The organism is Acaricomes phytoseiuli DSM 14247 (assembly GCF_000376245.1).
Taxonomy (GTDB): domain Bacteria; phylum Actinomycetota; class Actinomycetes; order Actinomycetales; family Micrococcaceae; genus Renibacterium; species Renibacterium phytoseiuli.
Map to the genome: position 1 here is coordinate 38350 of NZ_AQXM01000060.1, position 25935 is coordinate 64284.

Here is a 25935-nt window from a genome sequence, read left to right on the forward strand (position 1 = left end):
GCTTCTGAGCTCGGCGATCCGCGGCGCGGTCTCCCCGGACACGCTGATAGCGGGGCTCATGACACAGTGTTTGACGACGCAGCATCGAGTGACTCGGCATCGAGTGACGCAGCGCAGCTGCCCGCGGAGATCTCCGGCCGGCTGAAGCGGGATGCGCAGGGCCTGGTGGCGGCGATCATCCAGCAGCACGACAGCCGGGACGTGCTGATGCTGGGCTGGATGGATGACGAGGCGCTCCGCCGAACGCTCAGCACCGGCCGCGTGACGTTCTTCTCCCGGTCCCGTCAGGAGTACTGGCGCAAAGGCGATACCTCGGGGAATATCCAGTTGGTGCGTGCCGTGTCGATCGACTGCGACGGCGATGCCCTGCTGATCGCAGTGGACCAGCACGGCCCGGCCTGCCACACCGGGACGAGAACCTGTTTCGATGGCCGCCGGCTACCGGCTGTGGTGCTGCCGCCCGTCGAAGGCTCTACGACCCACAGCACCGAGAACTAAGGAAACCTCTAGATGCAGCAGAGTCAGCAGTCGGCCCCAGACACCGCGGCCTCTGTCGGGCCCGATGGCCGGCTGCGCGCACTCGGCCTGCGGATCAGCCCCGATCTGCAAGAATTCCGGGAATTGGCTGCGGACCGCAGAGTGATTCCCGTGACGATCCGGGTACTGGCCGATGCGCATACCCCGATCAGTCTCTATCGTGCCCTGGCCAATGGTGTTCCAGGCAGCTTCCTGATGGAATCCGCAGCCCCGGGCGGGGTCTGGTCCCGGCACTCCTTTATCGGTGTGGCCTCCAGCGCGACGCTGACCAGCCGCGACGGCCAGGCGCACTGGATCGGAGAACCGCCTGTTGGGGTGCCGCACAGCGGTAATCCCGCCGAGGTCCTCGATGCGGCCGTGCGCCTCCTGCACACCCAACCGTTGCCCGGCCTGCCGCCGTTCACCTCGGGTCTGGTCGGTTTCCTGGGTTGGGATATGACCCGTTACTGGGAACGCCTCCCGGAACCGCCCCAGGACGATCTCGGCCTGCCGGAGCTGGCGATGAATCTGGTCAGGGATATGGCGGTGCACGACAACACCGACGGCACGGTGCTGCTGATCGCCAATGCGATCAATTTCGATGGCAGCGATGAACGCGTGGATGAAGCCTGGCAGGCGGCTGCGAACAGGCTTGAGGAGATGCTGCAGGCGATCTCGGCGCAGGGGCCGCGTGGTGTCGCGGTACCGGCGGCAGCTGAGCGTGACGCGTACCGCTCGGCGGTCCGGGAGCGCTGGAACGAGTCCGATTACCTCGCGACCATCGCGAAGGGGAAGACCGCGATCGTGGACGGGGAGATCTTCCAGGTGGTGATCTCCCGCAGATTCGAGTTGGACAACTCCGGTGCTGAGGCTCCTGCAGCGGATGCCCTCGATGTCTATCGGATGCTCCGCATGACGAACCCCAGCCCCTATATGTACCTCTACAGCTTCGCGAATCCGGAGGGCGGCGAGTACGCCATCGCGGGGTCCTCGCCGGAGGCGCTGGTCACGGTGTCCGGCCGGGAGGTCATCACGCACCCCATCGCCGGATCCCGGCCACGGGGCGAAGGCGTCGAGGCGGATCAGGCGCTGGCAGAAGATCTGCTGGCCGATACGAAAGAGCGGGCCGAGCACCTGATGCTCGTCGACCTGGCCCGTAACGACCTCGCCAAGGTCTGCGTGCCCGGCAGCGTCGAGGTCAGCCAGTTCATGGAAGTGGAGCGGTTCAGCCACATCATGCACTTGGTCTCCACCGTGGTCGGTTCGCTGGCAGAAGATCGGACCGCTTACGACACGCTGGCGGCGACCTTCCCCGCAGGTACTCTTTCTGGGGCGCCGAAACCCCGGGCCATGCAGTTGTTGGACCGCTACGAACCGCATCGGCGTGGAGTCTACGGCGGGGTGGTCGGCTATCTCGATTTCGCCGGGAATATGGATACCGCGATCTGCATCCGCACCGCTTTGCTGCGCGGAGGCACCGCCTATGTTCAGGCCGGTGGCGGAATCGTGGCTGATTCCAAACAGGCCGATGAAGCGCAGGAGACCATCAATAAGGCGGCAGCCCCGCTTCGCGCGGTGTACGCCGCGCAGCGGCTGAATCCGGTTCCGGAATCGCCATTGGAAGACATGAGCTCACCGATCGGAAACGGACGATGAATAACGATTCTGCCCCCCAACTGCCCGATGCCCAACTGCCCGCTACCCAGTCCGACGCGCACGCCGCTGCGGAAGCATCGCGTTCGGCAGCGACGTCGGCGTGGTATCGGCGCAAGAGCACCGTGGTCTTCAGCACCCTGATCTTTGCCGGTGCCCTGCTCGGCGCGGCGACCCAGACCTGGTTCCAGGTATCGATGGACCAGGGCACGGTGCGTGCTACGGAGATCGCGGTGCCCGGGACTAAAGTCTCCGCCGCTGTCACCGCTTTCGCTCTGGTCGCTGCTGCGGGAGCCCTCGCTGTGACGATCGCGGGCCGGGTGGGCCGGGTGATAGCGGGTGTGCTCGTATTGCTCGCGGCGGTGGGCGCTGCATGGACGACGGGGTCGTCCATGCTCGATCCGCAAGCCGCTGTTGCACCTGCGGTGAGCGAGCAGATCGGGGTGGAAGGGCTGGCCCTGGACGCCCAACTGACCCCGCTGCTCCCGCTGGCTTTCGCGGCAGCGCTCTGCCTGCTGCTCGCCGGGCTGGCGATTCTGGTGTTCGGTTCCGACTGGACCAGCACCCGGAAGTACAACGCGGCCCGGCAGGCGCGGCCGGGGGCGAACGGCGCAGCTTCTACAAGTACCGGTGCTGTCGATGATCTCGAGGAGTTCGACCAGATTGACGGCTGGGATCGGCTCAGCCGCGGGGAAGACCCCACCGTTGCCGTTGATGAAGCAGATGGTGGGGGAGACGGCGGGAGCACCCCGGAATCCACCCAGCGGGGCTGATCCGGCTGCGTCGAAGTCAGGATCCCCGCGATCATCTGGCAGAATGAGTGGCAAGCAAGAAACAGATTGCACGCGCTAAGCACAACACGCACAGGAGAGATCATGAGCAGCAACCCCACCGCAAGCAAAGTTCAGGCGGCAGCGGGGTCCACGACGCCGGCGGAGCAGGCTATGCACCGCGCCGCTGTGGAGGGTCACGGGAACAGCCCCGCGGCGTGGGCGCTCGTGATGATCTCTCTGGTGGGTGCCCTGGTCTGCTCCATCGCCTTCATCCTCGCGAACACCCCGCTTTTCATCGCCGGTGCCGTGGTCATGGTGATCGGATGCGCGGTAGGTTTCATCATGCGCCGGATGGGTTATGGCGTGGGCGGCGATAAGGTCAAGGCTTCGGGTCCAGGTCATTGAGTTCCAGCTCAACGAGCAGCCGGGATCAAGGAGATCAAGACGCTCGGGGCGGTACGACGCCCGCTGTGCCCGATGTCCTGAGTGAGATCATCACCGGGGTTCGGGAAGATCTCGCGCTCCGGAAGCAGCGGACGAGTCAGCAGGAACTCGAACAGCGCTGCGGGCAATTGCCGCCGGCGCTCGACGGCGTTGCGGCTTTGCGCGGCCCCGGTGTCAGCGTGATCGCCGAAATCAAACGGAGCAGCCCGGCCAAAGGCGAGTTGGCGGAAATTCCGGAACCGGCTCTGCTGGCCGGCCAGTACGCTCGCGGCGGTGCCAATATGATCAGCGTGCTCACCGAACAGCGGCGCTTCCAGGGTTCATTGGCTGATCTCGACGCGGTCCGCGCCGCGGTGGATATTCCGGTGCTGCGCAAAGATTTCACGGTGGATCCCTATCAGATCTGGGAGGCCCGTGCGCACGGTGCCGATGTGGTGCTCTTGATCGTCGCGGCGCTCGAGCAGAGCCGGCTGCGGGATTATCTTCAGCTCACGGAGTCACTGGGCATGAATGCCCTGGTCGAGGCACACACCGCCGAGGAGGCCGAGCGGGCGCTGGACGCCGGCGCCACCATTCTGGGGATCAACGTGCGCAATCTGAAGACCCTTGATGTGGATCGGCGGGTCTTCGGCCAGATCTCCGGCAGCCTCCCACCGGGCTCGCTCCTCGTCGCCGAATCAGGAGTCCGCCAAGTGCAGGACGTCGCCGAATACGCTCGGCACGGCGCCGCTGCGGTGCTCGTCGGAGAAGCCCTGGTCACGGCGGCTGATCCAGCGCAGCTGATCACCGAGTTCCGGGCGATTCCGGTAGCGGCCTGAGGCCAATTCCAAGAGCGGGCGATTCGAACGGATTCGAGCAGAGAGGAAGGTGCGGTGTCCGATAACTCAGCGACGCCCATCGGCGCAGATGCGGCGGAAACCTTGACGGCAGAAGAGATCGGGGCAAACTTCAGACATGCCCCGGGGCCGTATTTCGGTGACTATGGCGGGCGCTGGATGCCCGAATCGCTGATCGCCGCCCTCGATCAGCTCGAAGAAACTTTTGCCAAAGCCAAGGCGGATCCGGAGTTCACGGCAGAACTCGCCCGGCTGGGCCGGGAGTACTCCGGCCGCCCATCGCTGCTCACCGAAGCGCACCGCTTCGCCGAGCACACCGGGGGAGCACGCGTCTTTCTGAAGCGCGAGGATCTCAACCACACCGGTTCGCACAAGATCAACAACGTCCTCGGCCAGGCGCTTCTGGCGCAGCGGATGGGCAAGACCCGGCTCATCGCGGAGACCGGTGCGGGCCAGCACGGAGTCGCCAGTGCCACGGCTGCAGCGCTCCTGGGCTTGGAATGCGTCGTGTACATGGGCGCTGAAGACACCCGCAGGCAGGCGCTCAACGTCGCCAGAATGCAGTTGCTGGGGGCCACCGTGATACCGGTGCGCGCCGGATCGCAGACCTTGAAAGACGCGATCAACGAGGCTCTGCGTGATTGGGTGGCCAATGTCGACAGCACGCATTACCTGCTGGGCACCGCCGCCGGAGCGCATCCCTTCCCCGCGATGGTGCGGTACTTCCACGAAGTCATCGGCGAAGAGGCCCGGCAGCAGATCCTGGACCAGGCCGGGCGGCTGCCCGATGCGGTCTGCGCCTGCGTGGGCGGAGGCTCCAATGCCATCGGCATCTTCCACGGCTTCCTGGATGATGCTTCAGTGCGGCTCTTCGGTTTCGAGGCCGGCGGCGATGGCGTCGATACTCCACGGCACGCCGCGACGATCACCCTGGGCCGGCCCGGAGTGCTGCACGGGGCCCGTTCCTATCTGATGCAGGACGAAGACGGCCAGACCATCGAATCGCATTCGATCTCGGCCGGCCTCGATTACCCGGGGGTCGGCCCCGAGCACGCCTATCTGGCGGATATCGGCCGGGTCTCCTATCAGCCGGTCACCGATGCCGAGGCGATGGACGCCTTCCGCCTGCTGTGCCGTACCGAAGGCATCATTCCGGCGATCGAATCCGCGCACGCCCTGGCCGGGGGGCTCCGGATCGGCCAGGAGCTCGTTGCGGAAGCCGCCGAGGGCGCGGAGCCGCCTATCGTCATCGTGAATCTCTCCGGGCGGGGCGATAAAGACGTCGCCACGGCAGCGGAGTGGTTCGATCTGCTGGAGGATCAGCAGGGCGAAGGCGGAGGCGGACGCGAAGACACCGGGGCGGGGGCTGCGCGATGAACGGCGTTCATGCCGCGGCGGCTATCGACCGGGCGAAAGCAGAGGGCCGGACGGCGCTGATCGGCTACCTGCCAGCAGGCTACCCGGATACCAGGACCAGTATCGAGGCCGGTATCGCGCTGGCCCGGAACGGTGCGGATCTGATCGAGATCGGCATTCCCTATTCTGATCCTGTCATGGACGGCGAGGTCATCCAGGCTGCCACTCAGGAGGCGCTGGCCAGCGGATTCCGGGTTCCGGAGATCTTCGATGTGGTGGCAGGCATCACCTCGGCCACGCAGGGCGAGGTGCCCGTGCTGGTGATGACCTACTGGAACCCGGTGCTGCGCATCGGTGTGCACGATTTTTCACGAAGTCTCGCCGAGGCCGGGGGCGCAGGGCTGATCACTCCTGATCTCATTCCGGATGAAGCGGGTGACTGGATCGCGGCCTCCGATGAGTTCGGTTTGGACCGGGTCTTCCTGACCGCGCCGTCCTCCACTGCCGAGCGGATGGCCCAGACCGCGCAGGCATCCCGCGGTTTCGTCTATGCGGTATCCGTGATGGGCGTCACCGGCGCCCGGCAGCAAGTATCCACGAGCGCGGAGTCCGTGGTGGCCCGGGCGCGGGAGGCCGGTGCGGAGCGGGTCTGCGTCGGGCTCGGTATCAGCCGGGCCGAGCATGTGCGTCAGATCGCCCAGTACGCCGATGGTGCTATCGTCGGCACTGCCCTGGTAGCTGCGCTCCGGGATGCGGGAGTCGCCGGAATCGGCAGGCTCATGGCCGAACTGCGCGGTGGCACTGACAAAGCGATCGCCGGGGCTCCTGGTGAGCCGAGTACCGAAGAAGAGAAGGAAGGCCGATCACGGTGAATGCCTCTACAGCGAGCGGCGGGATGATGCCGGCTCTAGCGCCCTCCGCCATTCCCAGCCCGGACTGGTCCGGGTTCGTCATCCCGCTGCCCTGGGGGCAGCTGACCATCTACGCCTATGCTTTGTGCATCCTGCTGGGGATCGTCGCCGCGCTCTGGCTCACCCAGATCCGCTGGAAGCGCCGAGGTGCCCCGGAGGGCTCGCTCTGGGATATCGCGATCTGGGCTATTCCTTTTGGCATCGTCGGCGGCAGGCTCTATCACGTCTTCACTTCCCCGGACAGCTACTTCGGCCCCGGCGGCGACCCCTCGCGGATCCTGCGCATCTGGGAAGGCGGCCTGGGCATCTGGGGTGCAGTGCTCCTCGGCGTCGTGGGTGCCTGGATCGGCTGCCGCCGCGCCGGCGTCAAGCTCTCCGCACTGCTGGACGCTGCGGCACCGGGACTGCTGCTGGCGCAGGCCATCGGCCGCTGGGGCAACTACTTCAACCAGGAGCTCTTCGGGGCGCCCACTACGCTGCCCTGGGGTCTGCAGATCGATGCGACCAATCCTAATTTCCCCGCCGGCTACCCGGCGGATACGCTTTTCCATCCGACCTTCCTCTACGAGAGCTTGTGGAATCTGGTGGGTGTGCTGCTGCTCCTCGCCCTGGACAAGCGGTTCCGCTTCCGGCTGGGCCGGCTCTTCGCGCTCTACGTGATCTACTACACCCTGGGTCGGGTCTGGATCGAAGCCCTGCGTATCGATGACGCCCAGCAGCTGATGTTCTTCGGGCTCAGCGCCAGGCTCAATGTCTGGACCTCCGTGCTGGTCTTCATTGCCGCGCTGCTGGTCTTCATCGCGCTGAGCATCTATGCTCGGCGTGTGCCCCACACGGAACAGGACCAGGTGATGCTTCCGGGTCAGGAAGATCTGCCGGCCCCGAATGCAGATGTCCAGAATGCGGACAATCTGTCTCAGGATGCAGATCAGGTTTCAGCCCATGCTAATCTCGCGGGAAGTCTTCCGGAAGCGCAGACCAATGCTGATCCGGAGGTTCGGGAGCACGAAGGGGATGCACAACGTCCCTGAGTCGGCCCTTTCACCGCAGCGTGTGACCTCTGTCATATACTGATTCTCCACGATGCCAGTGCCTAGTGCACCGGCATCGTTGGCTCGGGGCCAGCGCTGTCCCCTCCACAGCAGTCACGTGGGAAGGACACTACTTTGACTCCAGGTGCCTCCGAATCCCCCTTCGGGTTCCCTTCTTCCACCGCTCCGCCGGTGTCGGTATCGCCTTTCGAGCGGTTCGCCGCGCTGCCTGAGGCGCAGGGACTCTACGCTCCGGAAGCAGAGAAGGACGCCTGCGGCCTCGCCGTGATCGCCACGTTACGGGGAGTAGCCGGGCACGATATCGTCGATGCCGCACTGACGGCATTACGCGCCCTGGAGCATCGCGGCGCAGTGGGTGCTGATGAAGGCACGGGCGATGGCGCAGGGCTGCTGACCCAGATCCCTGACGAGTTCTTCCGCGCGGTGGTCGGCTTCCAGCTCCCGGCAGCCGGACGCTACGCGGTAGGCACGGCCTTCCTGCCCACGGACCCTCAGGCGGAGCATGACGCCATGGAGAACTTGGCGTCGCTGAGCGCTGAAGAAGGCCTGCGAGTTCTGGGCTGGCGCGATGTGCCGATCGAAGAAGGTCTTATCGGCGCGTTGGCGCGTTCTTCGATGCCCCGATTCCGGCAGCTCTTCGTCTGCCGGGAGTCCGAACCCGGTTCAGCAGAGCAGAAAAAAGTGCAGAGTGCGCCTCCGGAGCCGCAGGCCAGGCTCCACGACCTCGATGCCAGAGCCTTCCGGGTGCGCAAAAGAGCCCAGAACAAGCTCGGCGTCTACTTCCCGTCCTTCTCCTGCCGGACCATCGTCTACAAGGGCATGCTTTCCACCGCGCAGCTCGAGCCCTTCTATCCGGATCTCTCCGACCTTAAGTTCAAGACCAAGCTGGGCATCGTGCACTCCCGGTTCTCCACGAACACTTTCCCTTCCTGGCCTCTGGCGCAGCCTTTTCGCACGGTGGCGCATAACGGCGAGATCAACACGGTCAAGGGGGAACCGGAACTGGATGCGCGCCAGGCAATCCACCCTGGCCAGCCCGCTGCTGGGCGAGCGGCCGGAAGAGCTCTTCCCGGTCTGTACCCCAGGGGCTTCCGATTCGGCATCGTTCGACGAAGTGGCCGAACTGCTCTGGCTCTCCGGCCGGCCCATCACCCACGCCATGATGATGATCCCCGAGGCCTGGGAGAACCACACCGCGATGGATCCGGCCCGTAGGGCCTTCTACGAATACCACTCTCTGCTTATGGAGCCCTGGGACGGCCCCGCCGCGGTCTCCTTCACCGATGGGTTGCTCGTCGGGGCGACGCTGGACCGCAACGGCCTTCGTCCCGGCCGCTACTGGATCACCGAAGACGGTCTGGTGGTCTTCGCCTCCGAAGTAGGAGTCCTGGATATCGAACCCGCACGGGTGGTCCGGAAAGGCAGGGTCTCGCCGGGGAAGATGTTCCTGGTCGACACGGATGCCGGCCGCATCATCGATGATGAGGAGATCAAGGCCGAGTTGGCGGCTGCCGAGCCCTGGAGGGACAGGCTCGAGGAGAACTTGATCAGGCTCCCGGAGCTGCCCGAACGGGAGCACGTCGTGCACACCCCGGCTTCGGTCAACCTGCGCCAGCGCACTTTCGGCTACACCCAGGAGGAGCTGCGGGTGCTTCTGGCACCCATGGCCCGCACCAGGGCGGAGCCGCTTGGTGCGATGGGCTCGGACACGCCTATCGCGGTGCTTTCCGCCCGGCCCCGGCTGCTCTTCGACTACTTCACCCAGTCCTTCGCCCAGGTGACCAACCCGCCCCTGGACGCGATCCGGGAGGAGCTGGTGACATCACTGCTGACCTCGATTGGCCCCAACGGCAATCTGCTGGCGACGGGCCGGGTCGAACAGCCTCAGGTGGCGCTCGATTTCCCGGTGATCGACAATGACGAGCTGGCGAAGATCGCCAATCTGGAATCCAACCAGCTCGGCAGGGAAGGGGAGCGGCTCGCGATCAAGATCCGCGGCCTGTACCGGCCGGATGGCGGGGCGGAAGCGCTGCGGAACCGCCTCAACGAGATCTGCGAGCAAGTCTCTGCCGCAGTGAACCGGGGCGCCCAGTACATCGTGCTCTCCGACCGCGATTCCAGCGCGCAATGGGCGCCCATCCCATCGCTGCTGCTGATCAGCGCGGTGCATCATCATCTGCTGCGCAGCGCCACCCGGACCAAAACTGCGCTCCTCGTCGAAGCCGGAGACGTTCGGGAAGTCCATCATGTCGCGCTCCTCATCGGGTACGGTGCCGCTGCGGTAAACCCGTACCTCGCAATGGAGTCCGTAGAGGAACTCGTCCGCGCCGGGGACCTCACCGGCGTAAGCGCCGTCCAGGCCGTCCGCAATCTGCTCAAAGGCCTGGGCAAAGGGCTGCTGAAGATCATGTCCAAAATGGGCATTTCCACGGTGGCCTCGTACTGCGGGGGGCAGACCTTCGAAGTCATCGGGCTGTCCCAGGAGATGGTCAACGAGTTCTTCGCGGGCACCCGCAGTCAGATCTCCGGGGTGGGGCTGGAGGTCATCGCCGCGGAAGTCGCCGCCCGGCACCTCATGGCCTATCCGCCCGATGGCATCGAGCAGGCGCATCGCCCGCTGCTGGGCGGTGGCGAGTACCAGTGGCGCCGGGAAGGCGAGCCGCATCTGTTCAACCCGGATACTGTTTTCCGTTTGCAGCACGCCACCAGGGAGCGCCGTTACGACGTCTTCAAAAACTACACCCGCGCCGTGGACGATCAATCCGGTCAGCTGATGACCCTGCGCGGACTGCTCGAGTTGAGAACCGGCTCGCGGCCGCCGGTGCCCCTAGCAGAGGTGGAGTCGGTTGCGGATATCGTGAAGCGCTTCTCCACTGGGGCGATGAGCTACGGCTCGATCTCCCAGGAGGCCCACGAGACCCTGGCCATCGCGATGAACCGTTTGGGCGCCAAATCCAATACCGGAGAGGGCGGCGAGGATCTCGCCCGGCTCCTGGACCCGGAGCGGCGCAGTGCGATCAAGCAGATCGCTTCCGGCCGCTTCGGCGTGACCAGCCTGTACCTCACCCAGGCCGAGGATCTGCAGATCAAAATGGCTCAGGGCGCCAAACCGGGGGAGGGCGGCCAGCTGATGTCGCAGAAGGTCTACCCCTGGGTCGCCGCCATCCGGCATTCCATCCCCGGAGTAGGGCTGATCTCCCCGCCACCGCATCACGACATCTACTCCATCGAAGACCTCGCCCAGCTGATCTACGACCTGAAGCGGGCGAATCCCTCTGCCCGGGTGCACGTCAAACTGGTCTCCGAAGTGGGCATCGGCACGGTAGCCGCCGGGGTGACCAAAGCCAAAGCGGATGTCGTGCTCATCTCCGGCCACGACGGCGGTACGGGCGCCTCGCCGCTGAACTCGCTCAAGCACGCCGGCGTGCCGTGGGAGCTGGGCCTCGCGGAGACCCAGCAGACCCTGATGCTCAACGGTTTGCGGGACCGTGTGGTAGTCCAGGCAGACGGCCAGCTCAAAACCGGGCGCGACGTGATCATCGCGGCACTGCTCGGCGCTGAGGAATACGGCTTCGCCACCGCCCCACTCGTGGTCTCCGGCTGCATCATGATGCGGGTCTGCCACCTGGACACCTGCCCCGTGGGAGTGGCCACGCAGAACCCGGAGTTGCGCGCCCGGTTCAGCGGCAAACCGGAGTTCGTGATCAACTTCTTCGAATTCATCGCGGAAGAAGTCCGCGAATACCTCGCCGAGCTGGGGTTCCGTTCCCTGGACGAGGCTATCGGCCACGCCGAGCTCCTCGACACCCGGCAGGCGGTGGAGCACTGGAAGGCCGATGGGCTCGACCTCTCGCCCATTCTGGCGGGTCAGAACCATGATGCAGACGTGGCCCTGCGGAACCTGGTGCCGCAGAATCACGAACTGGATAAGCACTTCGACCAGCAGTTGATCACGATGGCCGCTGAAGCCCTGGCAGACCGGACTCCGGTCAAGATCACCGTACCGGTGGTCAACACCGATCGCTCGGTGGGCACGATGCTGGGGCACGAGGTCACGCGCCGATTCGGCGCTGAAATCCTGGGGCCGGACACCATCGATATCACGCTTACCGGGCAAGCCGGGCAGTCCCTCGGCGCCTTCCTGCCGGCAGGGGTCACTCTGCGGCTGCTGGGCGATGCCAACGACTATGCCGGCAAAGGGCTCTCCGGGGGCCGGATCATCGTCCGGCCCGACCGGGCGAACACCTTCCCGGCGGAAGAGAACGTGATCGCCGGGAACGTCATCGGCTACGGCGCCACCAGCGGTGAGATCTTCTTGCGCGGCCAGGTCGGCGAGCGGTTCCTGGTCCGCAACTCAGGGGCGAGCGCCGTGGTCGAGGGCATCGGCGACCACGGCTGCGAGTACATGACCGGCGGCCGGGCGGTGATCCTCGGGGTAACCGGGCGGAACTTCGGGGCGGGGATGTCCGGGGGAATCGCCTACGTCCTCGATCTCGTCGTTGACCGGGTCAATAAGCAGGCGCTGGATTCCGGCGAACTGGAACTGCACCGGCTCACTGATACCTCGGATCACCCTGCTGGCCCGGAGGCGGAAGAGCTCCAGCAGGATCTGCGCTATCTGACCGGTATGATCCACAGACACGAGGAAGAGACCGGTTCCAGGCTCGCGGCCCGCCTGCTGGCGGCTTTGCAGAGCGAAGACCCCGCGGAGCGCTCAGCTGCCGCCGGGAGATTCACCAAAGTACTGCCCCGGGACTACGCGGCAGTGCTGCGGACCAGGGAAGCCGCCAGCGCGGAGGGCCTGGACCCGGACGGAGATATCGTCTGGCAGCGGATTCTGGAGGTGACCGGTGGCTGATCCACGAGGGTTCCTGAAGGTCAGGGAACGGCAAGTCCAGCCCAGACGCCCCGTCCCCGTGCGCATCATGGACTTCAAGGAGGTCTATGAAGCCCAGGAGAAGGGCATACTGCGCTCGCAGGCCGGCCGCTGCATGGACTGCGGTGTCCCGTTCTGCCATCAGGGCTGCCCGCTGGGCAACCTGATCCCGGAGTGGAACGATCTGGTCTGGCGGGACAGGCTCGCCGAAGCCGCGGAGCGGCTGCACGCGACGAATAATTTCCCCGAGTTCACCGGCCGGCTCTGCCCGGCTCCCTGCGAGGCATCCTGCGTACTGGGCATCAACCAGCCCGCGGTGACGATCAAGCAGATCGAGGTCTCCATCGCTGATGCCGCTGCCGAAGACGGTCTCATCCAGCCGCTGCCCCCGGCGCGGCTCACCGGGCGCACCGTAGCCGTGGTCGGCTCTGGGCCGGCTGGTCTCGCCGCAGCCCAGCAGCTCAGCAGGGTCGGCCACACGGTAGCCGTCTACGAGCGCGATGATCGGATCGGCGGCCTGCTGCGTTACGGGATCCCCGATTTCAAAATGGAAAAGGCGCAGCTTGACCGCAGGCTCGAGCAGATGCGCGCCGAAGGCACTCGGTTCCGGCCCGGGATCGAGATCGGCAGGGACATCTCCTGGGAGCAGCTGTGCCGTCGCTATGATGCGGTGGTGCTGGCCACCGGTGCCACTGTGCCGAGGGATCTGCCGATTCCCGGCCGGGAGCTAAGCGGTGTGCATTTCGCCATGGATTACTTGGTCCAGGCGAACCGGGCGGTCGCCGGGGACGCCGATATCGCCCTCGGCGGTCAGGGAATCATCGATGTCCGTGGCAAGCACTTGGTGATCCTGGGCGGCGGTGACACGGGAGCCGACTGCCTCGGCACCGCGCATCGCCAGCAGGCGGCTTCCGTGACCACGCTGGCTATCGGCCAGCAGCCTCCGGAAGAGCGGCCCGCGCATCAGCCCTGGCCCATGCAGCCGACTCTCTTCGAGGTGGCGAGCGCGCATGAAGAAGGGGGGCAGCGCAGCTATCTCGCATCCACTGTCGAATTCCTCGGTGAGGATGGTGTGCTGACCGGGTTGAAAGTGGCGGAAACCGAGTACCGCGAAGGCCGGCGCCTGCCCAAGCCGGGTACCGAGAAAGTCATCCCCGCCGATGCGGTCTTCTTGGCGCTGGGGTTCACCGGCCCGGAATCCGGGGCAGTCACGGAGCAGCTGGAGATCGGCTGCGATGAGCGCGGCACGCTGAACCGCGGCATCGACTACAAGAGCTCAGCGGACGGGGTTTTCGTGGCCGGAGACGCCGGGCGAGGTCAATCGCTGATCGTCTGGGCTATTGCCGAGGGCCGGGCGTGCGCGGCTGCTGTTGACGCCTATCTGAGCGGCAGCAGCAACCTGCCGGCTCCGGTGACTCCTGCTGATGCCGCGATCACTCCACTGTGACAGGTGTGACATCTGTTACATCATGATGAATCCATGGTGTGAATTCACCATGATGTCAGCTTCAGGGGGACCGCAGAACGATCCGATTATGCATAAGGTAGGGGTATGAGACGCGCGAAAATAGTTGCAACCTTCGGCCCGGCCATCGCCGGCTATGACCAGACCCTGGCCGCAGTGGAGGCCGGTGTGGACGTAGCCCGGATGAATATGAGCCATGGCGACTACACCGTGCACAACGAGACGTACGAGAACGTCCGCCGGGCCTCCGCCGAACTCGGCAAGCCGGTCGGTATCATGGCGGACCTGCAGGGGCCCAAGATCCGTCTCGGTCGTTTTGTGGACGGCCCGCATGTGCTCTTCCCGGGCGACATCTTCACCATCACCACCGAGGATGTTCCCGGTACGAAGGAGATCTGCTCCACCACGCTCAAGAGCCTCCCCGAGGACGTAAAAGTGGGGGATACTCTGCTGATCGACGACGGCAAGGTCTCACTGCGCGCCACCGCCGTCGACGATGTCAAAGTGACCACGGAAGTCATGGTCGGCGGAGCGGTCTCCAATAACAAGGGCATCAACCTGCCTGGGGTGGCCGTCAACGTCCCCGCGCTCAGCGAGAAGGATGAAGAAGATCTGCGCTGGGCCATCAAACGTGGCGTGGATATGGTGGCGCTGTCCTTCGTGCGGAACGCCGAGGACATCAAGCGAGTCCACGAGATCATGGACGAAGAAGGCCGCCGGGCGCCGGTGATCGCCAAGGTCGAGAAGCCCCAGGCCGTGGAGCAGCTCGCGGAGATCGTCGATGCCTTCGACGCGATCATGGTGGCCCGCGGCGACCTGGGTGTCGAGCTGCCGCTTGAAGACGTGCCGATCGTGCAGAAGCGCGCGGTGGAGCTGGCCCGGCGCTGGGCCAAGCCCGTGATCGTGGCCACCCAGGTGCTCGAATCCATGATCGAGAACCCCCGTCCCACCAGAGCAGAAGCCTCCGATTGCGCCAATGCGGTGCTCGACGGTGCTGATGCTGTGATGCTTTCCGGGGAGACGAGCGTGGGCAAATACCCGATCATCACGATCCAGACCATGGCCCGAATCATCGAATCCACCGAGGAACACGGACTGGAGCGGGTACCAGCGCTCGGCACCAACCCCAAGACCCGGGGCGGGGCGATCACCCGCGCCGCGGTGATGATCGCGGATCAGCTCGATGCCAAATACGTCTGCGCCTTCACCCAGACCGGGGACTCGGCGCGCCGGATCTCGCGGTTACGTCCCGTCAAGCCGGTTTTCGCCTTCGCTCCGGACGAGCGGGTCTGGAATCAGCTCTCGCTCACCTGGGGCGTGCAGCCGGTCAAGGTGCCCGTGGTGAAGCACACCGACGAAATGGTCGAACAAGTCGATCATGTGCTTTCGGAGCGGGATCTCCTGAAGCCGGATGACCTCGTCGTGATCGCCTTTGGTTCCCCCCCAGGGCAGGCCGGCTCGACCAACTCGGTCAAGGTCCACAAAATCGGCGACCTGGCTGATTACAGCGGGGACGGAAAAGACCGCCGGGAGAAAGTCGGCCCCTGGCCGGTAGCGCACGAGCGCTGACCTGTTCGACCGCAGTCGATACGGTGAAGGCGCCTGGCCCACATTTTTCTGGGCCAGGCGCCTTCACCGTATGCAGTAGGTGTCTTCAGCCGGGTCGTCGGCTGAGAACTAGTTCACCTGATCGATGATGGTCTGCGCGACCTCGCGCATGCTGAGCCTGCGGTCCATCGAGGTCTTCTGGATCCAGCGGAAAGCCTCGGGCTCGCTCAGCCCCATTCTGGTGGTCAGCAGCGATTTAGCCCGTTCCACGAGCTTTCGCGTCTCGAAGCGATCCTGCAGATCGGTGATCTCGGCCTCCAGGGCTTTGACCTCCTCGTGCCGACTCAGTGCGATCTCGATCGCCGGGATCAGATCCGCCGGTGTGAACGGCTTGACCACATAGGCCATCGCCCCGGCATCCCGGGCTCGTTCGACCAGTTCTTTCTGGCTGAAAGCGGTGAGCAGCACCACGGGAGCTATCCGCTCTTTGACGATGGTCTCCGCGGCGCTGATTCCGTCCATGACGGGCATCTTCACATCCATGAGCACCAGGTCCGGTTCCAGCTCCCGGGCCAGGGCCACTGCTTTCTCGCCGTTATCGGCTTCACCCACCACCTCGTAGCCTTCGCCCGTCAGGATCTCGACGATATCCAGGCGGATGAGAGTCTCGTCCTCGGCGACGATCACCCGACGGCCGGCATCGGTATTTGGTGCTGGGGCCTCCGTCGGCTCCAGTGAATCTGTCACAGTGACTCCTTGACTCAGTACTCTGCTCCGTACATTTTCTACAGATATTTCTTCTACAGCTATTGCAGATATTTGCCTCTTTCAGAAAACAGCCTATCGGCATGTAGAGTTATTGTCCGTGGATCAGGGCCGGTGCGGCTCTCCGTTGAATGTGATCTCCATCTCTTCAGCGGTCCGATCCAGTGCCTGCCCGAGTGGCGGAATTGGCAGACGCGCCGCACTCAAAATGCGGTATCGAAAGGTGTGTGGGTTCGAGTCCCACCTCGGGCACGATTGTTCTCCGGTCATACCAGGATTCCGGAGTAAGCTTCGGCAGTATCTGGCGGAAAACCCGAAGGAGACGCGGTGGAGGAAGATTTGCTGATCGTCGAAGATCTCATGCTGCTATTGCTCGCTGACGACGGCCGCTCCATCACCGCTGCGGGGGTTCTGCCTTATGTTCTCGGCGGTGCGGTTCTCATCGAACTCGGCCTCCTCGAGCGGATCGAACTCGATGAAGAAAGCGGAGGCCTGGGCCGTCAGCTGAGCGGCCCCGAAGTCCGCGCCGTCGGCCAGGAGCAACTGCCAGACACTTTGCTCCAAGAGGCCTACGACACCATCGCGGAGCGCCCCCGCAGGGTGCAGACGCTTCTGCTCAGCCTCGGTGGTGAGCTCCGGAAGCCCGTGCTGAGCCGCCTGGCCGAACGCGGGCTGATCCGAGAGGAACGCGGGCGGATGCTGGGCATCATTCCCGTGACCACCTGGCCCACTGAGGACCAGGAGCACGAATCAGCTCTCAGGGATCGGATCCGCGCGGTGCTGGAAGGCGGCGCGGAACCGGATACCCGGATAGCGGTGCTGATCGGCTTGCTCTCCGCAGTCAAGGCCTTGCGCTATCTGCGGCCGCCCTTGCCCTGGAGCAGCGAGATCGCACGGCGGGCTAAAGAACTCGAAGACGGGGACTGGGGAGTCCAAGCGGTTGGCGCTGCGGTCAGCCGCCAGGCCGCGGCGATGATCGCGGCCAGCGTCTCCGCCTCAGTCAGCGTCGCGATAGCGGCCAACGTCAACACCGCCCAGAGCTGAGTCGAGGTGAAGACGGCGCTGCTTTTCATCGTGCTTGCGCTCGACCTTCCGCGAACGCGCGGGGAAGGAAGTATCAGGAATGCCTGAACCCTCGAGCCACGCAACTGCACAAGCATCCGGCGGAACTTCCGGACAGGCTGATCGGGATCTGGAAGCCCGCGCCTGGCCCGCGCTCTGGTCGCTGGTCATCGGCTTCTTCATGATCCTGGTGGATTCCACCATCGTCTCCGTGGCCACTCCGGCCATCATGAACGCCTTGGACGCCGATATCAGCCAGGTGGTCTGGGTGACGAGCGCCTATCTGCTCGCCTATGCGGTGCCGCTGCTGATCACCGGGCGGCTCGGGGACCGCTTCGGCCCCAAACGCATGTACCTCACCGGTCTGGTGATCTTCACCCTGGCCTCGGCCTGGTGCGGGCTGGCCGGCGATGTGACCATCCTGATCATTGCCAGGGTGGTCCAGGGCCTGGGCGCGGCGCTGATGACCCCGCAGACCATGTCCATGATCACCAGGATGTTCCCGCCGCAGCGCCGGGGCGCAGCGATGGGGCTCTGGGGCTCGGTGGCCGGTGTGGCCATTCTGGTGGGCCCGGTGCTGGGTGGCATCCTGGTGGATCTGGCTGGCTGGGAATGGATCTTCTACATCAATGTCCCGGTCGGGATCATCGGCTTCATCCTGGCGGTGCGCCTCGTGCCATCGCTGAGCACCCAGATGCACCGCTTCGACTGGCTCGGGGTGCTGCTCAGCGGCGCAGGCATGTTCCTCCTGGTCTTCGGTATCCAGGAGGGGGAGAGCTTCAACTGGGGGACCATCGCCGGGCCCATCTCGGTCTGGTCGCTCATCATCACCGGGCTCGTCCTAATGGTCTGCTTCGTGCTCTGGCAACGTTTCAACCGGGCCGAGCCGCTCGTGCCGCTGCGCTTGTTCCGGGACCGCAACTTCTCCCTGGCCACCCTGGCCATCGCGGCGATGGGCTTCGTGGTGACATCGATGTCTCTGCCGCTCATGCTCTATGCCCAGGAAGTCCGCGGGCTGGCACCCACGCAGGCGGCACTGCTGCTCGCGCCGATGGCGGTGATCTCCGGTGTGCTGGCCCCTTTTATCGGTAAGCTCATCAATCGGCGCGATCCGCGGTACTTTGCCGTGCTGGGTTTCGCCCTGATCGCCGTCTCCCTGTTCTGGCTGGGCTCTCTGCTGCGCCCGGACACTCCGATATGGATGCTTCTGCTGCCGATGGCACTGCTCGGGTTCGCCAACGCCGGGGTCTGGGCGCCGGTCTCCCTGACCGCCACCCGGAACCTCACCCCGGCTCAGGCCGGCGCAGGCTCAGGAGTTTACAACACCACCCGCCAGGTCGGCGCGGTTCTGGGCGCGGCGATGATCGCCTCGCTCATGCAGGCTCGGCTGAACGCGAACCTGCCCTCTGCTCCTGACGGCACGGCAACGGGTGAGGGAGCCGGAAGCCTGCCCGAGTTCCTGCACGCAGGGTTCGCCGGTGCCATGGGGGAGTCGCTGCTGCTGCCCGCGACGGTGATCCTCGTCGGCGTGGTCGCTGCGCTGTGCTTCGCCCGCCCGGTGATCACCGTCGGGCCAGAGACTTCGGCGGCAACGGCAACGGCAGCCGCTGCACCTGCGGCAGCGGCTGCTCCGGCGGATCCCGCGCCCGGGGGCACTGCCCAGCCTGATCGCCCCGGAGCGTAGGCTGTCACGATGAGCCGGACCGTCTATTACACCTCGATGTCCATCGATGGCTTCCTCGCCACAGAAGACCACAACCTGGACTGGCTCTTCTCGCTCCAGGGCTACGATATGGAGCTCTACCAGCAGTTCTACGCCGGGATCGGCGCGCAGATCATGGGAGCGCAGACTTACCGTTTCCTGCAGCGCGCAGCCGCAGCCGCCGCAGACCCGGCGGAGCAGGCCTGGCCTTACCCGGACCGCCCGAGCTGGGTCTTCAGCCATGGCGAACTCACCGAAGCCGGGGGTCTCTGGGAACAGGAGGCGGAGCAGGGGCGGATCATCCGGGCGGAAGGCGATGTCCGCACGGCTCATGCACAAGCCACGGCTGCGGCAGAGGAGCAGGATGTCTGGGTGGTCGGCGGGGGAGATCTGGCCGCGCAATTCCACGCCGCCGGTCTGCTCGACGAGCTCTATCTGACCATCGTGCCCTTCATCCTGGGCTCCGGTCAGCGACTGCTGCCGCTCGCCAATCCCACGCAGCAGCTGCCGTTGATCTCCCAGCAGCTCCGGGGCGGCGGCGTGATCGAAGCTCGGTACGCGCTGCGCTAGTCAGCCTGCTGGGACGGCTCAGGTGCCCGGCGGATCATATTGGTGATCCGGGCAGTGGAGAGCCTGCGGCCCTGCTCATCGGTCATTACGATCTCATGGGTGGCGAGCGTGCGGCCCAGGTGGATCGCGGTGCAGGTGCCGGTGACCGTACCGGATTCGATCCCGCGATGGTGGCTTGCGCTGATCTCGATGCCGAGCGCCTGGCCGCCCGCACCGGCATGAATACCCGCCGCGAAGGAACCCAGCGTCTCGGCGAGAACAAGATGGGCTCCGCCGTGCAGGAGGCCGACGATCTGGGTATTGCCTTCCACCGGCATCGTGGCCACGACCCGCTCGGCGCTGAGCTCCGAGAACCGGATGCCCATCTTCGCCACGAGGTCTCCTACGCCATGGTGGCGCAGCATGGGCCACGTCTGTTCGGGAACTCCCGCCTCGGCCAGCTGCTCGGTATAAGGATTGCTTTCCTCAGACATATCTCCACCCTAATGCCTCCCAGGACAAAGCCCCGGTGTTATGCCCGCCACCCCCGGACGGCATAGGCTTGGTCCGTGAGCGAACCTCGTAAACTCCTGCTGATCGATGGCCATTCCATGGCATTCCGGGCTTTCTACGCCTTGCCGCCGGAGACTTTCATCACCGACACCGGCCAGCACACCAACGCTGTCTACGGGTTCACGTCCATGCTGCTGACCATGATCCGGCAGCAGAAGCCCAGCCATGTCGTCGTCGCCTTCGATCTCGACGGAGGCACTTTCCGCACCGAGGAGTACTCCGAGTACAAAGCCGGGCGGGCACGCACGCCGGAGGAGTTCCACGGTCAAGTGGACCTCATCGGCAAGGTGTTGGAGGCGATGAACATCCCGGCGGTCACCCTGGAGGGCTACGAGGCGGACGATATCATCGCCACGGCCTCGGCCCGGGCCGAGGCCGAAGGGTGGCAGACGTTGATCGTCTCCGGTGATCGCGACGCCTTCCAGCTCATCACCGATTCGACGCTTGTGCTCTACCCGAAAAAAGGCATCTCCGATATCCCGCCGATGGACCGGGCCGCGGTGGAGGAGAAATACCTGGTGCCCCCTGAGCTGTACCCCGACCTCGCCGCGCTCGTGGGCGAGAGCGCGGATAATCTTCCCGGGGTGCCCGGAGTCGGCCCGAAGACCGCGGCAAAATGGATTAAGCAGTATGAAGGTCTCGAGGGAATCCTGGCGAATGCCGATTCCATCGGCGGTAAAGTCGGCGACTCGCTGCGGGCGCACCTCGACTCGGTCAAGCGGAACCGCCGGCTCAATCATCTGGTGCGCGATCTCCAACTGCCGATCAGCTCGGAGCAGATGGAGCTGCAGAACCCGGATCGGGCTCAGATCGAAGAGCTCTTCGATGCGCTGCAGTTCAACACCTTGCGCAAGCGGCTCTTCGAAGTATTCGGGGACACCGAGGCGGAGGCCGGCCCCGGGGAGCATGACCTCCCGGAGCACCGGGTGCTCCAGGAGGCAGAAGAGCTCTCCACCTGGTTCGAGGCCGCCGGGCAGCAGCAGGTGGCCTTCGCGCTGAGCGGTGCGGCGCTGCCTCTGACCGATCCGATAGGCCTCGATGTGCAGGGCGTTGCGCTCAGCACGGAGGCGGAGGTCGCTTTCATTCCGGTGGAAGGCCTCGATGCGGAGGCCGAGCGGGTGCTCGCGGAGTGGTTCTCCGGCCCGGCTCCGAAAGCCGTGCACGATCTCAAGGCTGCTTATAAGGCGCTTTCCGGCCGCGGGCTGGCCCTGGCCGGGGTCGTGGACGACACCTCGATCTCCGCTTACCTGATCCAGCCGGAGCGGCGCCATTACGAACTCGCCGATCTTTCCCAGATCCATCTGAAGACGCCTTTCGCCCAGGCTCAGGCGCAAGCCGCCGACCAGCTGGACCTGGACCTGGAAGGCGACCGTGGCGCCCAGGACGCGGTGCTGCGGGCGTATGTCACGGGCCGGCTGAGCGCCCATTTCGAATCCATGCTGGCCGAGCGCAAAGCCCAGCGGCTGCTCAGCGAGCTAGAGCTGCCGCTCGCGGTGGTCCTGGCGAAGATGGAGCTCGCCGGGATCGCGGTGAGCCGGGAAGTGCTGGACGAGCTGATGGCGGATTTCACCCAGGTGATCGAGGCCGCGCAGCGCGACGCTTTCGCCGCGATCGGTCACGAGGTCAACCTCGGCTCGCCCAAGCAGCTCCAAGTGGTGCTCTTCGAAGAGCTGGGCATGCCCAAGACCAAGAAAATCAAGACCGGTTACTCCACGGACGCAGATGCCCTCGCTGATCTGCTGGTGAAGACCGAGCACCCCTTCCTGGTGCATCTCCAGGCTTACCGCGATGCCACCAAGCTCCGTCAGACCGTCGAGGGGCTGATCAAATTCGTGGCCGACGACGGCCGGGTGCACACCACCTACGCGCAGAACATCGCGGCGACGGGCCGGCTCTCCTCGAACAACCCAAATCTGCAGAACATCCCGATCCGCAGTGAAGCCGGGCGCCAGATCCGGAACGCTTTCGTGGTGGGCGAAGAGCCGAGCGGCAAGCCCTTCGAGACTCTGCTGACCGCTGATTATTCTCAGATCGAGATGCGGATCATGGCCCATCTCTCCGGAGACGAGGGGCTGATCCAGGCCTTCCGGGACGGCGAAGACCTGCACCGCTTCGTCGGTTCGCATATCTTCCAGGTCGAGCCAGAGGATGTCACTTCGGCGATGCGCTCCAAGGTCAAGGCGATGTCCTACGGTCTGGTCTATGGTCTGAGCTCCTTCGGGCTCTCCAAGCAGCTGAAGATCTCGGTGGATGAAGCTCGAACCCTCATGAAGGACTACTTCGAGCGATTCGGTGCGGTGCGGGATTACCTGCGCGGCATCGTCGAACAGGCTCGGATCGACGGCTACACCGCAACCATCGAAGGCCGCCGCCGGTACCTTCCGGAGCTGACCAGCGATAACCGCCAACTGCGGGAGATGGCGGAGCGGGCCGCGCTCAACGCGCCGATCCAGGGCTCTGCCGCGGATATCATCAAGCGCGCGATGATCGGCGTGGACCGCGAACTGCGGGCGGCTGACGCCGAGTCCCGAATGCTGCTGCAGGTGCACGATGAACTGGTGCTGGAGATCGCTCCGGGAGAACTGGAGGAGGTCACGGAGATCGTCCGCCGGGAAATGTCCGGGGCTGCGGAGCTGAGCGTTCCGCTCGATGTGCAGACCGGGGTGGGCTCCAGCTGGTTCGAAGCGGGGCACTAGTAACACCAACTAGTAACACCAAGAGGGATAGCTCTCCCCGGTTTTACGGTTGCTAGAGTGGTGATCGTGACTGTCCTCAGAGAACCAGATTCAAGTTTCCCTTATCGCATCGAGCAATGGCCTGCGGCAGATGACGTCCGCGAGGATCAGACCGTACCGGAACGCGCCAAAGGCTGGTTGAGGGCGGTCTCTATGGGCTTCCACGGCCGGGAGCTCACGGACGAGGCCGTCGCCAAATACGTTCGCGTGGACGCGGCAGATGACGCCATCTGCTGCGGTGTATACCCCGAGACGATAGCGGAGCGCGGTCTGCCCGCGGAATGGCCGGTGGGCACTTTTGGTTCCATGAAGGGCACTCTCAACGTAGGGGCTACCGGGACTGTCGATGCTGACAACGGGCGCTTCCTGGACGCGCTCATGATCACCGCGGTGACCGTCCGGCCCAGCCACCGCCGGCGCGGCATCCTGTCCCAGCTGGTCCGGGCGAATCTGGAGCAGGCTGCGGCTGAGGGCCTGCCTGTCGCGGCCCTGACCGCTTCAGAAGGCGCCATCTACGGGCGCTTCGGCTTCGGCGACGCGACTCGGGAGCGCACCATCGAGATCGACACCCGGCCCGGATTCGCGCTGCGCCGGGAGCCTGAGCGCCGTGTGGAGGTGATTCCCGTGGAGCGGGCCGGTGACGTCCAGGCCGAGCTCTTCGAGGTATTCCACCGAAGCACGCTAGGGTCGTTGACCCGCCCCGAGTCGTACAAGCCGGTGGTCAGCGGGCAGTGGGGAAGCTACTACCCGGAAGCAGATCCGGAGGTCCGGGCCGCAGTGCACTACGGTGCCGATGGCGGCATCGACGGCTACGTCAGTTACAAGGCCGTGAGAGACGGCGATAAGCTCACCGCCCATAAGGTAGTGGACCTGCTGGCGCTCACCCCAGAGGCCTACCTCGGTCTCTGGGCGTTCCTGGGCAGTCTGGATCTGAGCCCCAAGGTGACCTGGAGCGGGGCTCCGGTGGCTGATCCGCTGTTCTGGGCGGTCAATGACCAGCGCCGCTACCGGGTGGTCGATGAAGGTGACCTGCTCTGGCTGCGCCCGCTCGACGTTCCGGCGATGCTGGAGGCCCGGCAGTACCACCGCGAGGGGACTCTGCGGTTGGGCGTCCGGGACGACCTCGGTTTCGCCGAGGGCGACTTCGAACTCAGGGTGGAACCGGGCGCGGAGCCGGGCACACTGCAGGGCCGGGTGCGCCGTCTGGAGGCGGGGGAGGAGCCCGAGGTCGTATTGCCGGTAGCGGCTCTGGGATCTCTGTACCTCGGTGACGCCAGTGCGCGCCTGCTCCGCGAAGCCGGGCGCGTGGAGCTGACCGAAGAGCAGGCCGGGCGCTTCGACAAGCTCTTCACGGTTCCGCAGTTGCCGGACTGCCGGACGAACTTCTGAAAACCGCTTCTGCCGAGCAGCTGATCGGTTTTGCTTTGCTCAGGAGTGTAGGACTAAACTGAGCGGGCAGGTTTTGTGCGCGGGTGCGCCCTGAGGCACTGATGCTGCAACGGCTTTACGCTAGTTTCATATCACCATTCCTATTCGTTTCCTATCCAACGGAGCCCCTACTACATGACCACCACAACCCCCGAGAAGACCGGTACCCCGCAGGTTGCTGTCAACGACATCGGTTCTTCTGAGGACTTCCTCGCCGCTATTGATGCCACTATCAAGTACTTCAACGACGGCGATCTCGTCGAAGGCACTGTCGTCAAGGTTGACCGTGACGAAGTGCTGCTCGACATCAGATACAAGACCGAAGGCGTTATCCCTTCCCGTGAACTCTCCATCAAGCACGATGTCGACCCCGCTGAGGTCGTCTCCGTAGGCGATGAGGTCGAAGCCCTGGTCCTCACCAAAGAGGACAAAGAGGGCCGGCTGATCCTCTCCAAGAAGCGGGCTCAGTACGAGCGCGCCTGGGGCGATATCGAGAAGATCAAGGATGAGGACGGTGTGGTCACCGGTACCGTCATCGAGGTGGTCAAGGGTGGTCTCATCCTGGACATCGGGCTGCGCGGCTTCCTGCCGGCTTCGCTCGTCGAAATGCGCCGGGTGCGCGATCTGGCCCCGTACATCGGCCAGCAGATCGAAGCTAAGATCATCGAGCTGGATAAGAACCGCAACAACGTGGTGCTCTCCCGTCGGGCCTGGCTGGAGCAGACCCAGTCCGAGGTTCGCTCCACCTTCCTCAACAAGCTGGAAAAGGGCCAGGTGCGCCCCGGTGTGGTCTCCTCCATCGTCAACTTCGGCGCCTTCGTGGACCTGGGCGGCGTAGACGGTCTGGTGCACGTCTCCGAGCTGTCCTGGAAGCACATCGATCACCCCTCCGAGGTTGTCGAGGTCGGCCAGGAAGTCACCGTCGAGGTGCTCGAGGTCGATCTGGATCGTGAGCGGGTCTCCCTGTCGCTCAAGGCGACCCAGGAAGATCCGTGGCAGACCTTCGCCCGCACGCACGCGCTGGGCCAGGTCGTTCCGGGCAAGGTCACCAAGCTCGTTCCGTTCGGTGCTTTCGTGCGCGTCGAGGACGGCATTGAGGGCCTGGTGCACATCTCCGAACTCGCTGTGCGTCACGTGGATCTGGCCGAGCAGGTCGTCTCCGTCAACGACGAACTGTTCGTCAAAGTCATCGATATCGACCTGGAGCGCCGCCGGATCTCGCTCTCGCTCAAGCAGGCCAATGAGGGCGTGGACCCGGATTCCACCGAATTCGATCCCGCACTCTACGGCATGGCCGCCGAGTACGACGACGAGGGCAACTACAAGTACCCCGAGGGCTTCGACCCCGAGAGCAACGAGTGGATCGAAGGCTACGAGACCCAGCGCGCCGCCTGGGAGCAGCAGTACGCTGAGGCCCAGTCCCGCTGGGAAGCGCATAAGAGCCAGGTATCGCAGCACGCTGCCGACGATGCAGCAGCGGTCAGCGACGCGGCTGATGCCCCGGCGAACTACTCCTCGGAAGGTGCCGCTCCGGTTGAGGACTCCGGCACTCTCGCCTCGGATGAAGCCCTCGCCGCGTTGCGGGAGAAGCTGACCGGCAACTGATAGCAGTAGAGTCCGGCTCAGCCCACCGCTGAGTGTTCTGATAGGTCGGGGCCGTCACGATTTTTCGTGGCGGCCCCGACCTGTCT

The 25935-nt window shown here is 64.9% G+C and carries 18 protein-coding genes, 1 tRNA gene and 1 pseudogene; 18 read left to right on the forward strand and 2 right to left on the reverse strand.

The window, feature by feature from the left end; genetic code table 11:
- The first annotated feature begins 66 nt into the window (after positions 1-66).
- The 11 genes and pseudogenes from hisI (at position 67) to pyk (ending at position 15451) form a co-directional block, all read left to right on the forward strand.
- On the forward strand, positions 67-498 hold the full coding sequence (gene hisI, locus C501_RS12920) for a phosphoribosyl-AMP cyclohydrolase (RefSeq protein WP_245532452.1): 432 nt from the start codon (positions 67-69) through the stop codon (positions 496-498).
- Between the two features lie 12 nt (positions 499-510).
- A complete protein-coding gene (locus tag C501_RS0108355; protein ID WP_018135175.1) occupies positions 511-2172 on the forward strand; it encodes an anthranilate synthase component I in 1662 nt (553 codons plus the stop codon).
- On the forward strand, positions 2169-2942 hold the full coding sequence (locus C501_RS12925; protein WP_018135176.1) for a Trp biosynthesis-associated membrane protein: 774 nt from the start codon (positions 2169-2171) through the stop codon (positions 2940-2942). Before C501_RS0108355 ends, C501_RS12925 begins: the two co-directional genes overlap by 4 nt.
- Before the next feature lie 102 nt (positions 2943-3044).
- Positions 3045-3347: an HGxxPAAW family protein gene (locus C501_RS0108365; RefSeq protein WP_018135177.1), complete on the forward strand. Its 303-nt coding sequence runs from the start codon at positions 3045-3047 to the stop codon at positions 3345-3347.
- A gap of 65 nt (positions 3348-3412) precedes the next feature.
- Positions 3413-4204, forward strand: a complete 792-nt coding sequence (trpC, locus tag C501_RS0108370; RefSeq protein ID WP_018135178.1) for an indole-3-glycerol phosphate synthase TrpC — start codon at positions 3413-3415, stop codon at positions 4202-4204.
- 78 nt (positions 4205-4282) lie between these two features.
- Complete coding sequence (trpB, locus tag C501_RS0108375) at positions 4283-5599, forward strand: tryptophan synthase subunit beta (protein ID WP_051064510.1); 1317 nt, start codon at positions 4283-4285, stop codon at positions 5597-5599.
- On the forward strand, positions 5596-6450 hold the full coding sequence (trpA, locus tag C501_RS0108380; protein ID WP_018135180.1) for a tryptophan synthase subunit alpha: 855 nt from the start codon (positions 5596-5598) through the stop codon (positions 6448-6450). The genes trpB and trpA overlap by 4 nt, the downstream gene beginning before the upstream one ends.
- Positions 6451-6473: 23 nt before the next feature.
- On the forward strand, positions 6474-7520 hold the full coding sequence (lgt, locus tag C501_RS0108385; RefSeq protein WP_043568667.1) for a prolipoprotein diacylglyceryl transferase: 1047 nt from the start codon (positions 6474-6476) through the stop codon (positions 7518-7520).
- Between the two features lie 135 nt (positions 7521-7655).
- Positions 7656-12399 (forward strand): annotated as a pseudogene (gene gltB / locus C501_RS0108395) (glutamate synthase large subunit).
- Positions 12392-13864: a glutamate synthase subunit beta gene (locus C501_RS0108400; RefSeq protein WP_026174754.1), complete on the forward strand. Its 1473-nt coding sequence runs from the start codon at positions 12392-12394 to the stop codon at positions 13862-13864. The pseudogene gltB and the gene C501_RS0108400 overlap by 8 nt, the downstream one beginning before the upstream one ends.
- Before the next feature lie 105 nt (positions 13865-13969).
- A complete protein-coding gene (gene pyk / locus C501_RS0108405; protein WP_018135183.1) occupies positions 13970-15451 on the forward strand; it encodes a pyruvate kinase in 1482 nt (493 codons plus the stop codon).
- Between the two features lie 108 nt (positions 15452-15559).
- Here pyk and C501_RS0108410 read toward each other — a convergent pair whose 3' ends face one another.
- On the reverse strand, positions 15560-16177 hold the full coding sequence (locus tag C501_RS0108410; protein ID WP_018135184.1) for an ANTAR domain-containing response regulator: 618 nt from the start codon (positions 16175-16177) through the stop codon (positions 15560-15562).
- A 188-nt stretch (positions 16178-16365) separates the two neighbouring features.
- Between C501_RS0108410 and C501_RS0108415 the strand changes: the two genes are divergently transcribed.
- The 4 genes from C501_RS0108415 (at position 16366) to C501_RS0108430 (ending at position 19529) form a co-directional block, all read left to right on the forward strand.
- A tRNA-Leu gene (locus C501_RS0108415) sits at positions 16366-16447 on the forward strand.
- Positions 16448-16522: 75 nt separating this feature from the next.
- A complete protein-coding gene (locus C501_RS0108420; RefSeq protein WP_018135185.1) occupies positions 16523-17239 on the forward strand; it encodes a GOLPH3/VPS74 family protein in 717 nt (238 codons plus the stop codon).
- Between the two features lie 79 nt (positions 17240-17318).
- A complete protein-coding gene (locus tag C501_RS0108425; RefSeq protein ID WP_018135186.1) occupies positions 17319-18941 on the forward strand; it encodes a DHA2 family efflux MFS transporter permease subunit in 1623 nt (540 codons plus the stop codon).
- Positions 18942-18950: 9 nt separating this feature from the next.
- Positions 18951-19529 carry a dihydrofolate reductase family protein gene (locus C501_RS0108430; protein WP_018135187.1) on the forward strand — a complete coding sequence of 193 codons (579 nt, stop codon included), beginning with the start codon at positions 18951-18953 and terminating at the stop codon, positions 19527-19529.
- On the opposite strand, the gene C501_RS0108435 is transcribed toward C501_RS0108430, so the two are convergent.
- The gene (locus C501_RS0108435; protein WP_018135188.1) at positions 19526-20002 is read right to left on the reverse strand and encodes a hotdog fold thioesterase; all 477 of its coding nucleotides are present in this window, start codon (positions 20000-20002) and stop codon (positions 19526-19528) included. The genes C501_RS0108430 and C501_RS0108435 overlap by 4 nt on opposite strands.
- Before the next feature lie 75 nt (positions 20003-20077).
- Between C501_RS0108435 and polA the strand changes: the two genes are divergently transcribed.
- The 3 genes from polA to rpsA all read left to right on the forward strand — a co-directional run bounded on the left by polA (position 20078) and on the right by rpsA (position 25849).
- Positions 20078-22777: a DNA polymerase I gene (polA, locus tag C501_RS0108440; protein WP_264452116.1), complete on the forward strand. Its 2700-nt coding sequence runs from the start codon at positions 20078-20080 to the stop codon at positions 22775-22777.
- A gap of 66 nt (positions 22778-22843) precedes the next feature.
- Positions 22844-24205: a GNAT family N-acetyltransferase gene (locus C501_RS0108445; protein WP_156807698.1), complete on the forward strand. Its 1362-nt coding sequence runs from the start codon at positions 22844-22846 to the stop codon at positions 24203-24205.
- 174 nt (positions 24206-24379) lie between these two features.
- On the forward strand, positions 24380-25849 hold the full coding sequence (gene rpsA / locus C501_RS0108450) for a 30S ribosomal protein S1 (RefSeq protein ID WP_018135191.1): 1470 nt from the start codon (positions 24380-24382) through the stop codon (positions 25847-25849).
- The last annotated feature ends 86 nt before the right edge of the window (positions 25850-25935 follow it).